Source organism: Methylosinus sp. LW4 (assembly GCF_000379125.1).
Lineage (GTDB): Bacteria > Pseudomonadota > Alphaproteobacteria > Rhizobiales > Beijerinckiaceae > Methylosinus.
This window is the reverse complement of the sequence record NZ_KB900626.1, coordinates 670247-682936: the sequence shown is the minus strand read 5'-3', so window position 1 is coordinate 682936 and position 12690 is coordinate 670247. Positions and strand designations below refer to the sequence as shown.

Below are 12690 nucleotides of genomic sequence, written 5' to 3'. Positions count from 1 at the left end.
ACGCACAGGACCAGAAAGGTCGATCCTCAAATGTATTTCCGCCGTCTGCTCCTCTCCTGCGCCGCCGCGCAAGTCCTCGCTCTCGCCGCGCCCCAGGCCTTCGCGCAGAGCGCCCCTGCTCCCGTGCTGCCCTACAATGTCGGCGCGGCCGTGCGTGAGGCCGATGACGCCCGCCAGGCGCCGCCGCCACGCGAGAGAGCGGCGCCCGTGCTGCCGCAGCTCGCCGAGCCGCGCTTCACCCTCGCGAGTAAAGAGACGCTCCTCGTCAAGCATTTCATCGTCGAAGGGCCGCTGCTCGTCGAAGAGGCCGAGCTGCGCGAAATCCTCGCGCCCTATGAAGGCCGCAAGCTCACGCTCGGCGATATTTATGGCGCGGCGGATAAGGTCACTCTGCTCTATCACGCCAAGGGCTATCTCGTCGCCAAGGCCTATGTGCCGGCGCAAGACGCCCGCAGCGGCTTGTTGAAGATCAAGCTCGTCGTCGGAAAATATGGCAGCGTGCTCGTCAAGAATTCTTCCGCCGTCGACACGGGCTTCCTGCAAGGCGTTGTCGATACGGCGCTCGAGGACGAAGCGCTGATCCACAGGGACGCGCTCGAGCGCGCGCTGCTGCTGGTCTCCGATCTCCCCGGCGCCGGTGTGCCGCGCATCGTGGTCTCGCCCGGCAAGGCACAGGAGACGTCGGATTTTCAATTCGCCGTGCCGGAAGGAAAGCGCGTCGAAGCCTATCTGCTCGGCGATAATTTCGGCTCGCCCTACACGGGCCGCGATCGTCTGAACGGCGGCTTCAACATCAATTCGCCACTCGGCTTCGGCGATCGATTGTCGGGCTCCGCCATCGTCTCTGAACGCGCCGCGCTCGCCAATGGCCGCGTCGCCTATTCCTTCCCGCTGGGCTATGATGGGCTGCGCGCGGAGATCGGCGCCTATCGCACGACATACGCGCTCGGCGGCGCCTATAAGGACCTCGACGCCACCGGCAGCGCCTATGCGCTCACCGCCACGCTGAGCTATGCGCTGATCCGCCATCGCGAGGAGAGCATCTCGCTCTTTGCGAACTTCACGCATAAATGGCTGAACGACAAAATCGCCGACACATCGACCGCCAATCGCAACATAGCGCTCGGCACGATCGGCGTGACGCGCGATACGGCGCAGGACTTCTTCGGCCTGCCGCTGGCGACGAGCTCGACGCTCTCCTTCACCTCCGGCTATGTGAATTATCTCGACGTCACGCAGAAGATTCAGAACCGCGCCGGCGCCGATACGGTCGGCAATTTCTATCGCATCAATCTCTCGGTGAATGCGACCATCGCGCTAGATGAGAAATTCTCGCTGTCGACCTATCTTCGCGCACAAAAGGCGCTCTACGGCAATCTCGACAGCAGCGAGCAATTCAGCCTCGGCGGCTTCTGGGGCGTGCGCTCCTTCGACGAAGGCCTCGCCGGCGACAGCGGCTATATCGTGACGCCGGAGCTGAAATATGCGCTGCCGCAGATCGAGAATTATCGTCATGCGCTGGGCGTCTTCACCGACATAGGCGGCGTCTGGCTGGAGAACGGCTCCTACACGACGACGCAGCGCAGCTACACGGGCGTTAATGACGTCGGCGTCGGCTATTACGCGACCTATGACATAGGCGGCGGCAGCCTGCTTGTTCTGAAGGCGCAGGCCGCGCATACCTATGGGACCAACAGCGGCGCGACGGCCTATGACCGCCACACCAAGGGCCTGTTGCAGGTCGGATTCACCTTCTGAGGAAGCACGTCAGAGGACGAGACGAACGAGGCAAAAGCGGCGACGGCAAAAAGAGACGGAGTGAAGCGTGGCGTATCTCTTCAGTCATCATAGCCCGCAATTCGATCGGAGCTTCCTCGCGGCGAGCGAGCAAAGGCTCGTTGACGCAATCCTCTCGGCGCTGCCCGCGTCAGTGACGCCGCGGCGCCTGACGAAAGTCGGCGTCATTGGCGCCGTCATCGCCGCGGCGGCGCTCATCGGCTGCCGTTGGTCGCCCGCGTGGCTGCCAGTCTTCGTCGCCGGAATAGCTCTCAATTGGATCGGCATGGCGCTCGACGGGCCGCTCGCGCGCAGCCGGAACGAGACCAATCGGAAGCTCGAAGTCTTCGGCCAAACGAATGATCTCTTGTCGCACATCCTGCTGATCGTGACGTTCGGCGCCTCACCGTTTCTGTCGCTCCAATCGGCCTTCGTCATTCTGGTCTGCTATCTGCTGTTCTCGGCCTATAATTACGTTCGCACGATCGCGCATCATGCGCGGCCGATGGCCTATATCGGCCTCGGCCCGAGCGAGTTCCGCATCCTCATGGCGGCATGGCCCTTCATGGCGCGGGTCTCGGGCGTCGACGAGATGGCGTCTGACGGCCTGTCGCGGCTGGACACGGCGATCCTCATCCTCGCCGCCTTCGCAGTCATCGGCCTCGCCGCGAAGGCTCTCGCGGACGCCCGGGAACTCGCCGCGGGGGAATGACGTTCCGCACAACGTGTCGATCTCTTCGACAACGGGGGCTGTCCCGTTGCCGGGAGTGGCGCACCTTGTTCCCCGGCCATGTGGCGCTTCTGCAACAGAGAGAGGGCTTTCGCTGCTTCGCCGTTCCCCGCCCTTGACTCCTCGTGGGTTCCAGGGGTTCCGTAGGGGATATGGACAAGTTCGCGTTTTGGCCGAAGGGTGTCGCCCGCTTGTTGATCGTGGGCCTCTTGGCTTGGGCTCTCGTCTTGCCGGGGCTGGCCGCCAGCGTATTGGCGCAAGCCCTCGGCGACGGGGTCATCTCCGCGAATTTCGGTCACTGCGCCGAACCAAGCGGCGCCGATGACCAACGCCGTGAGCCGGGGACGCATCTCTCTTGTTCTTGTTGCATCCTCTGCCGCTTCGGCCAAATCGACGGCCCGACCGGATTTCTCTCAGTCCTACCTAAGGACGACGATCTCTCGATTTGGGCCGCCGCGGATGTTCCGGTCGGCAGTTTTTCGATCGTGGGGACATCGTCCCCAGAGGGCTGGATCAGCTCGTGGTCGCAACGCGCGCCGCCTTTTTCAACATGAGCCGGCTCCGCCGCGGCAGCGGCGAAATTCGCATCCCGGATTCATCCTGAGTCGTCCTGCCGGCGCCGAGCGCCGCGACGCGCCAGGCCCGCGCGGAAATCGAGAAGATGTTCGAGACAAAACGCCGTCTCGTCGGCGCGCTCTTCGAGCGTAACAGCCATGCTTTGTTGAGATATCTGACGCGCCGAGCCGGTCGCGACAACGCGCCGGACCTGCTGAACGAGACATTCATTCGCGCGCTCGGTCACGACCATCTGGAGGAGATCGTCGATCCTCCGGCGTTTCTCCAGCGGATCGCGATCAATCTCACACGAGATTTCAAACGCCGCGCGAAGTCCGAGGGGAAGCGTCTGGAATTCGGCGAACCGCCGACGGGGGTCCCGGCGGACGAAATCCCGGTCGACGAGCGCATCGACCAGGAACGCAAGCGGCTCCTCGTTTCGGCGGCCATCGAGGCCTTGCCGCCGCAATGCCGGCGAGTTTTCGAGATGGTCATGCAAGAGGGCGTGCCCGCGAAAGAGGCCGCCAGACGGCTCGGCATCACCGACACCATGGTCCGCCGACACTTGAATCTCGCCATCCTCCGGTGCCGCAATTCGCTCCCGGAATAAAAAATTTGCGCCCGTGACGTTTCGTTTCCGGGCGCCGACTCGTCGTACATATCGACAGCCCGAGCGCGCTCGGGAATCTGGGGCCCGGTTCGAGTGATGGCAGACGAACGCAATACAGGCGATCCGCAGGATATCCGCGCCGCGGCGGTGGACTGGTGGGTGCGCGGCAAGATCGGCGCCTTGTCCCGGAGCGAGCGCGCCGCCTTCGAGGCCTGGCTCGCGAGCGATCCACGCCACAGCGCCGCGTTCGAGGACATCGCCGGCTTCACGGGCTATCTCGAGACATTCGGAGCTCCTGTTCCGCGAGCGCGCGGCGCACGCGCTCTTCGGCGACTGGGCGCGGCGGCGCTGGTCGCCGCCTCGCTCTTTCTGACCGTCGATTTCATAGATCTGGTCGCCCTGCTGCGCTCGGACTATCGCACGGGAGTGGGGGAAGCCCGGTTGGTGACGCTCGACGACGGCTCCGTCGCCCATCTCGCGCCGAAATCCACGCTCGCCATCCGCCGCTCGGCGTCGGAAAGACGCGTCGCGCTTCTCGCTGGCGAAGCCTGGTTTCAGGTCGAGCCCGACGCCGCCCGGCCCTTTGTCGTCGAAGCCGCGGGCGGGACAGTCACAGCGCGCGGGACGGCGTTCGACGTCGCTCTGGACGATGACGAAGCCAAAGTCGCCGTCACCGAGCACAGCGTCGAGGTGGCGAGCGGCGGCGCCAGAACGCTCGTCCGGGAGGGGCAGGAGAGCGCCTTCGAGCGGGACCGCGCCGCTCGGCTCCCGGAGCCGGCCAATCTCGCGCGCGTGACGGCTTGGCGACGCGGCAAGCTGATCGTGAACGATCAGAGGCTCGGGGACGTCTTGACAACGCTCGGGCGCTATCGGCGCGGCCTTGTCTTTTGCGTCCCGACCTCGGCCTGCGAGCGCCATGTGAGCGGCGTGTTCGGCGTCGACGACCCGTCACAGACCCTCGCCGAAATCGAGGCCAATCTCGGCCTGCGCGCCACCTATTTCTCCAATTACCTGATTTTCCTGCACGAATAGCGAGGGTTACTGCGCGTCGCGCGCAATCCTGCGCGTTCGCTGAAATTTTTTTGCATGGGCGACGTTTCGTTTCTCACCCCGGCGACGTCGATCGATTCAGGGGCCGCTCTCGAGCCGCGGCCCCGCAATGAGATCGAGGGGCGGGCAAATGGCGAAAAGACGGTTTCGTCGAGGCGAGGCGAAGAAGGGTAGCGAAATGGGTTCGGCGATCGCGGCGGCGGCGCTCGGCGCATTCATGACGGGATCAGTTCCGGCCGCTTCGCCCGCTCATGCGGCGATCCCGCCAGACGACGCCCTCGGCGTCGCTCGTCCCTATCGAATTCCGTCCGGATCGGTGACGGAGGCGTTGAACAGCATCGCCGACGATAACGAGCTGCATATCCTCTACAACGCCGCGATCACCCGCGGACGGACGACGCCGGGCCTTTCCGGCGACTTCACGCTGCGCGAGGCGCTCGACCATGTCCTCGCCGGAACAGGCCTCGGCTATCGTTTCACCAACAACGGTCAGGTGGTTTCGATCGTTCTGGCGCAGGCGGACAATGGCGTGCGCAACGACGGCGCGGAGCCGCTGCCGCCGATCGACGTCGGGGCGGAGCGGCCGCGGGTGGACGGGCCCAGCAATGACAAGCCGGGCCTCACCTCGCAGAACTCCTATGTCGTGCCGAACGCGACTACGGCGACGAAGACCGACACGCCGGTCATGAACACGCCGATCAATGTGCAGGTGATCACGCAGAAGGTGCTCGAGGATCAGCAGGCGACGACATTGAAGGATGCTCTGCTGAACGTCAGCGGCGTCACCGTCCCTAGCGGCGCGGTATCGTCCAACACTTCGCGAGCCGGCGGCATTTTTGTGCGCGGCTTCCAGACCAAGGATTTTTACCAGGACGGCTTTCGCATCAACGGCGCCTTCGCGGCGCAAGATATCGTCGGCTCTCAGCAATTCGCCAATATCGGCTCGATCGAGCTGCTGAAAGGTCCCGCCGCCATTCTCTACGGGCTCTCCGAGCCCGGCGGCATTATCAATATCACGACCAGGGCCCCGCAGGACACGCCTCATTACGCCATCCAGCAGCAGGTCGGCGCGCTGGCGCTCTACCGCACCAGCATCGCCGCCACGGGCCCGGTGACCAACGACAAATCCGTGCTCTACCGGGTCGACATGTCTTATGAGAACAATGGCGCGCCTTTCGGTTCGTTCGTGGATCGAACACACAGCCAGAATTTTTTCGTGGCGCCGGTCGTCAAATGGCAGATCGACAATTCTACCTGGGTGAAGGCGGAAGCGAGCTACAGCAACGACCAGTCGCCGATCTATGGATTCTACGCTCCGATGATCAACGGCTTCTTCGTGCATACACCGCGCAACAATAGCTACTTCGGCTACAGCCCGGCGCTCCAGCCGACAGTCAACGTGGCGTTGACGGGAGCGCATAATTTCAACGACGACTGGTCGCTCAGATCGCGCGTCGCCTTCTCCAGCACGAATTGGATCAGAAGCGCCACCCAGCCGACCATAATAGGCGCGGGACCCACCCCCCTTATCTCGCTGTCGACCAGCTATAGCAATGTACTTCTATCGTCATGGCAAACAAACCAGGATCTCGTCGGCCACTTTGAGTTGCTAGGAACGAAACATACGCTGTTGCTCGGCGGCGACTATTCTCGTTTCACCTACGACTCGGTCGCACAAAATTACGCCCCCTGGGGCTGGTCGACCATCAGCCTGCTCGATCCGATCTTTCCCGGAGTCCCCGTCTCTCCACTGGCTTCGACCAGTCACCAAGAATCATACAAACGGCAGGATACAGCGGGTCTCTACATGCAGGAGCAGGTCGAGCTGCCTCATGGCTTCCATGTGATGGCCGGGGCGCGGTACCAGTATGTTTTCAATTGGAACACCAGCGCGAGCCGATCGGGGTCGTTCGTATCGGGGCCCGTGTCGAACTCCGCCATACCGGCCCATCAGGCCCGCTTGACGCCGCGCTTCGGACTGCTCTGGCGTCCCCAATCCTGGGTGAGCCTCTATGGCAATTACACGGAGGGGTTCGCCGCGAATTCCGGAACAGTGTATCCGAACACCTTCGCGCCGCCGTCGAACGCCGAGAGCTGGGAGGCAGGCGCGAAGTTCGAGCTCTTCGACGGAAGGCTGCGCGCCAATGTCGACTACTACAATCTGGTCAAGACCAATATTCCGATCAGCGATCCGGATGTGACCCATCTCTGCAACGGCACGCCGTCGTGCGTTACTCTCGTCGGCAAGGCGCGCAGCTCCGGGCCCGAGATCGACATTCAAGGCGAGCTGCTGCCCGGCTGGAACGTGATCCTCAACTATGTGAACCAGGACGTTCGCGTCGCCGAAGGCACGCAACTGAGCGGTTTGCGGCCCGGCCAGCGTCTCCCCAATGTGCCGCGCAATCTCGCGCGGCTCTGGACGAGCTATGAATTTCAGGAACCGCTGCTGAAGGGGCTCAAGGTCGGCGCGGGCTATACGTACCACGGCTCGCAGCCGATCCAGGACGGCAGTGGCGGAAAGCTCGGTGCGATTCCCCTGCTCTCGTCATACGGGACTGTCGATTTGATGGCCGCCTATAGCTTCGATCTCGACGGGGTGAAGACGACGGCTCAAATCAACGCCACCAATATTTTCAATCGGAGCTACTACACGGATGGCGTCGCCGCCCCGGCGTCGTCGAACTTCAGCCTCGGCACCCTCAGCAATGGCGCGCCCTTCAACATCGTCGGATCGCTGAAGTTCGAATTCTGACGGGGCCGTCCAGTGGATAGATGTGGCGTCTCCTACTCTCGCAAGCAGGAGAAGGAGACGCATCGCAGCCGGCTCGGATGAAGTCGACGCCGACAATTGAAGCAGGACGCGAACCGACGAACGGCGGGCGCCCCGTTCGACCGTCGCTGACACGAGGGCTGCCTTCTCGCACGAAAGGCGAAAGGGTCGAGCGGCTCTCTTCCCACGCGCGCGCACGCTGCGCAGGCCGCCCAACACGAGCTTGCCGGCGTGGTCGAGCGACCGGACGGGGACGTTCTCGACAGAATACGGACGGCCGGCCGTGCACCGGTTGTGAACGACAGACATTCCCGCCGCGCGCCGCTCTGCTTGCCCGAGCCGCGCCCGGTGTGACGCAATCGAGCGGATCGGTTACGATGATGCGGCGCGGCGGATTCGTCTGCGCCACAAAGGCATGCTTCGTTCGGCCCGGCTCCCAAATCTGAGATCTGTCCCTCATGCGGTTCTGTTTTCTTCATGCGGCCGACCTCCATATCGACAGCCCGCTCGCCGGTCTCGGCGTCAAGGACCCGGCCGTCGCGGCGCGCTTCGCCCAGGCCGGGCGGCGCGCCGTCGAGGCGCTGATCGACGAGGCGATCTCGGCCGACGCCGCTTTCGTCGTGATCTCGGGAGATATTTTCGACGGCGATTGGAAGGATGTGACCACCGGCCTCTTCTTCGCGCGCGCGCTCGGCCGGCTCGACCGCAAGGGAATTCCGACCTTCATCGTCAAGGGCAATCACGACGCCGACAGCCTCATGTCGAAGTCCCTGCCCTATCCGCCGAGCGTGCGAATCTTCTCCTCGGCGCGCGCGGAGACGCTGCTGGTCGAGCAGCGGCGCGTCGCTCTGCATGGCCGCAGCTTCGGCACGCGTCTCGTCGACGGCGCCTTCGTCGCGAGCTATCCCGAGCGGCGCGAGGGCTGGCTCAACATCGGCGTTCTGCATACGGCGCTCGACGGCTCGCGCGGCCACGCTGCCTATGCGCCCTGCACGGTCGAGGATCTCGCGCGCTTCGGCTATGATTATTGGGCGCTCGGCCATGTCCATGCGGCGGAGATCGTCGCGCGCGATCCATGGATCGTCTATCCCGGCAATATTCAGGGGCGGAGCGTCAAGGAGACCGGCGCGAAGGGCGCGATGCGGATCACGGTCGACGACGGACGCATCGTCGAGGCGACGCCGGTCTCGCTCGACGCCGCCCGCTGGGCGCATGAGAGCGTCGAGATCGACGATTGCGCCGACGAGGCCGCGGCGCTCGCCCGCATAGAGGCGCGGCTCGGCGCAATTCATGCGCAGGCCGAGGCGCGGCCGCTCGCCGCCCGCGTCCGCCTCGTCGGCGCGACTCCGCTGCACGAGCGCCTCGTCGCGGGGCGCGAGACGCTGGAGCAGGAAGCGCGCGCGCTCGGCTTCCGCCTCGCCGAGGATTGCTGGGTCGAAAAGCTGGAGATCGCGACGCGCCCGCCGGCCCGCGCACGAGCGCCCGCCGCGCCGGACGCGCTCGACATAGAGACGCTGCTGCGCGAGGCCGCCGCCGACCCTGGCTTCGAAGCGACGCTCGCCGAGCTGGCCGAGCTCGTAGGCGACAAGCTGCCGCGCGGCCTGCGCGCCGAATTTCCGGCCGATCCGGCCGCGCTGGCGCAGCTCGCCGAGACCGCCCGCGATCTTCTGCTGGGCGCGCTCGAGCAGGAGGACGCCGCGTGAGGATCGAGGAGCTGCGTTTCGAGCGCTATGGCGCCTTCACCGACCGCGCGCTGACCTTCCGGCCCGACGCGCGGCTGCATATCGTGCTCGGCGCCAATGAGGCGGGCAAGACCTCGGCGCTCGCCGGCATAGGCGATCTTCTGTTCGGCTTCGGCAAGCGAACCGCCTATGATTTTCTGCATGAGAGCCGGACGCTGCGGATCGGGGCGCGTCTGCGCCTCGTCGACGGCGCGGCGCTGAGCTTCCGGCGCCGCAAGGGCGACAAGAACACGCTTCTCGACGAGGCCGACAAACCACTCGACGACGAGCTGCTGGCGCCGCTGCTGGGCGCCGCGACCCGCGAGAGCTTCTTCGCCGAATTCGGCCTCACCGCCCGCGCGCTGCGCGAGGGCGGTCAGGAATTGCTGAAGGCGGGCGGCCGTCTGGCGGAGACGCTCGCCGCCTCCTCCGCGCAGCTCTCGGCCTTGTCGCGGCTGCGCGCCCGGCTCGACGCCGAGGCGGAGGCGCTGTTCGGAGCGCGCCGCGCTTCCTCGAAAGAGTTCTATATCGCCGAGTCTCGCTTCGGCGAGGCGGAGAAAAGTCTGCGCGACGCCATCGTCACCGCCGACGCTCTGAAGGCGGCCGACGAGGCGGTCGAGGAGGCGCGGCGCAAATGCGATGCGCTGCGCAGCGCGCATGAGGAGATCGGCCGCGCCCTCGCCCTTCGCCGGCGCGCAACGCGCACCCGGCCGCGGCTGTTGCGCCTCGCCGCCTCTAGCGAGGAATTGGCGGATTTCGCCGATCTTCCCCCGGTCGCCGTCGAGGAGACGGCGCGCTGGCGCGCCGCATGGAAGGACGCCGAGGCGCTCGATGAGAAGCTCGCCGGCTACGCCGCCGACGACGCCGAGGATCGGGCGACGATCGCCGCCCTCGCCGTCGACGAGACGCTGCTGGCGCAGGACGCCGAAGCGCAGAAGCTGCGCGAGCGGCTCGGCGCCGTGCGCAAGGCGCAGGCCGATCTGCCGAAACGGCAGGGCGAGCAGCGCATCGCAGGCGACGCGCTGACCGAGACGGCGCGCCGGCTCGGCTTCGCCTCCTTCGAACAGCTGCTCGCGCGCATGCGGACCGATCCGGCCCTGGCCGCCGCGCGCGAGGCCGTCGACGGGCGCCGGCGCGCCGAGGAGAAATGCGCCGATGCACTGGGCGAGCTGGAGCGGGCGCTACAGAAGCAGCGGGATCTGGAAGGCGCCGAGGAGAACGGAGCCTATGTCGCCGATCCAGAGCCGTTTCAGCGACGCTTCGAGGCCTTCGCCGAAGTGGCCGGCGACGCCGATCGGCTGCGCCGCGACCGCGCGCAGGACGCGCTCGAGGAGGCGCGCATCGCGGAGGATGCGGCGCGGCTCGACCCGCCCGCGAGCGCGCTCGATGAGATCGCGCGCCGTCCGCTGCCGAACGAGGCCGCGATAGAGGCGGCGCGCGTCACGGCGGCCGATATCGCCGAGAAAGAGAAGCGCTCGGCCGCCGACATTGCGGCCTCGCGCGCGACGCTCGCCGAGATCGAAAGCGAGATCGAGCGGCATTCGCGCGCTGGCGCAGCGGCGACGCGCGACGATCTGCTCGCGGCGCGCGCCCGCCGCGACGCAGCCGCCTCGGCGCTCGAAGCCTCTCTCGACAGCGCGCCATCCGAGCGACGCGAGAATTTCGGCAGGCTGCGCGCCGAGACGCGCGACATCGACGCCGTGACCGATGTTCTCCTTTCCGACGCGGACCGCGCCTCACGTCTCGAAACCGCGCGCGAGCGGCTCGCGCAAGAGCAGCGCAAGCGCGCCGAGCTGCTCGACGCGCAGGCGGCGCTCGACGCGCGAAACGCCGCGGCCCAGGCCGCCTGGATGGAATTGTGGAGCCGCAGCGGCGTCACGCCGCGCGCGCCCGCGGCGATGGCGCATTGGCTGACGCAAATCGGCGAATTGACGGAGCGGCGGCGACGTCTCTCGGATCGCGGATGCGAGGCGGCGGCGCTCGAAGGCAAGCTCGCGGCGCATCGCGGCGCCTTGGCGCGGCTCGTCCTGGACCTCGGCGGCGTCGACGATCCGTCCATGCCGATCGAGCTGCTGCACAAGGATGCGTCGAGCCGACTCGCTCGCCTGCAACGAATCTGGACCGGGGCGCGTGAACGCGCCATTCGCCGGCAGCATGCGCAGGAGGAGGTCGAGCGACGCGAAGCCGCGAAAACGCGCGCGCTCGAGACGCTCGAGACGGCGCGCGCGCAATGGCCGGCGCGAATGAGCGCGATCGGGCTCGCCGCCGATGCGACGATCGCCGAGGCGGAGGCGGCGCTGGCGATCTGGCGCGACGTGCCCGTGCAAAAGAAAGATTTCGAGGAATTGAGCCGCCGCATCTCCCGAATGGAGGAGGATATGGCGGCTTTCGCCGCTGATGTCGCTCGCCTGGTCGCGGCGACGGCGCCGGACATAGACTGCAACGCGCCATTGGCGGCTCTCGACGCCGTCATCGCGCGCCTCGAAACGGCGCGCATGATGCAAAGCCGTCGCGACGCGCTGACGGCGGCGATCGACAAGCGCGAGGTCGCGCGCGCCTCGCTGATGACGCAGAAAGCCAGGATCGACGTGATTCTGGAGCGAGCGCGCCTCGCGCTCGGCCTCGACTCTCCCGCCTCCCTCGCCGCTGCGCTGCCGCGTCTCGACCGGCGGCAGACCGTGGCGAAAGAGATCGAATCCATTCGCCGTGATCTCGTCGAGATCGGCGACGGCTATGACGAAGAGGCGTTGCGCGCCGAGCAGGACGGGCTCGACGCCGATCTGCTGCCGACGGAGATCGAGCGCCTGAGCGTCGATCAAAGCCAGCTCCTCGCCGATATAGAAGCGGCCGCCAAGCTTCGGCACGAGGCGGAGACGGCGCGCGAGCGGCTGGCGGCGGGACGGGACGCCGAGGCCGCAGCGCATGAGAAAGCCGAGGCCGGCGCGGAGCTGCTCGGCGTCGCCGAGCGCTGGATCACGCGCGCCGCCGCCGCGCGCCTCGCCGCGCGAGCCATAGAGCGCCATCGCGCCGCGGTGCAGGACCCGCTGATCCTGCGCGCCTCCGCTCTGTTCGCGCTGGCGACGGCCGGCGCCTTCACGGGGCTCTGCGTCGATTATGACGAGGGCGACGCGCCGACCTTGGCCGGGCTGCGCCCGGACGGCGTGCGCGTGCCGGTCGCCGGAATGAGCGAGGGCGCGCGCGACCAATTATTCCTGTCGCTGCGCCTCGCCCTGCTCGAGCTGCGCGACGCGCAGCCCCTGCCCTTCGTCGGCGACGATCTGCTGGCGAGCTTCGACGAGGCGCGCGTCGCCTGCGCGCTCGGGCTGCTCGCCGAATTCGGCCGCGCGCGCCAGGCGATCCTCTTCACCCATCACCGCCATGTCGCCGAAATAGCGAGAGACACGCTGCGGGATGCGGCGGATGTGGTCATGCTGTAGTGGGCCCGAGTGGGATCCAGAGTCGTGACGATCATGTAAAA

At 66.4% G+C, this 12690-nt stretch carries 8 protein-coding genes; all 8 read left to right on the top strand.

Annotated elements, in window-relative coordinates:
- Nucleotides 1-30: 30 nt before the first annotated feature.
- The gene (locus tag METLW4_RS0103510; protein ID WP_018264821.1) at nucleotides 31-1758 is read left to right on the top strand and encodes a ShlB/FhaC/HecB family hemolysin secretion/activation protein; all 1728 of its coding nucleotides are present in this window, start codon (nucleotides 31-33) and stop codon (nucleotides 1756-1758) included.
- Between the two features lie 67 nt (nucleotides 1759-1825).
- Nucleotides 1826-2488: a CDP-alcohol phosphatidyltransferase family protein gene (locus METLW4_RS0103505; RefSeq protein WP_018264820.1), complete on the top strand. Its 663-nt coding sequence runs from the start codon at nucleotides 1826-1828 to the stop codon at nucleotides 2486-2488.
- Between the two features lie 170 nt (nucleotides 2489-2658).
- Complete coding sequence (locus METLW4_RS0103500) at nucleotides 2659-3060, top strand: hypothetical protein (protein WP_018264819.1); 402 nt, start codon at nucleotides 2659-2661, stop codon at nucleotides 3058-3060.
- 107 nt (nucleotides 3061-3167) lie between these two features.
- Entirely contained in the window at nucleotides 3168-3671 is a 504-nt protein-coding gene (locus METLW4_RS0103495) for an RNA polymerase sigma factor (RefSeq protein ID WP_018264818.1), read from the top strand.
- A gap of 96 nt (nucleotides 3672-3767) precedes the next feature.
- On the top strand, nucleotides 3768-4703 hold the full coding sequence (locus METLW4_RS0103490) for a FecR family protein (protein ID WP_018264817.1): 936 nt from the start codon (nucleotides 3768-3770) through the stop codon (nucleotides 4701-4703).
- Nucleotides 4704-4899: 196 nt separating this feature from the next.
- On the top strand, nucleotides 4900-7473 hold the full coding sequence (locus METLW4_RS23860; protein WP_018264815.1) for a TonB-dependent siderophore receptor: 2574 nt from the start codon (nucleotides 4900-4902) through the stop codon (nucleotides 7471-7473).
- Between the two features lie 476 nt (nucleotides 7474-7949).
- Nucleotides 7950-9194, top strand: a complete 1245-nt coding sequence (locus METLW4_RS0103475) for a metallophosphoesterase family protein (protein WP_018264814.1) — start codon at nucleotides 7950-7952, stop codon at nucleotides 9192-9194.
- Nucleotides 9191-12649, top strand: a complete 3459-nt coding sequence (locus METLW4_RS0103470) for an ATP-binding protein (RefSeq protein ID WP_018264813.1) — start codon at nucleotides 9191-9193, stop codon at nucleotides 12647-12649. Before METLW4_RS0103475 ends, METLW4_RS0103470 begins: the two co-directional genes overlap by 4 nt.
- Nucleotides 12650-12690 lie beyond the last annotated feature (41 nt).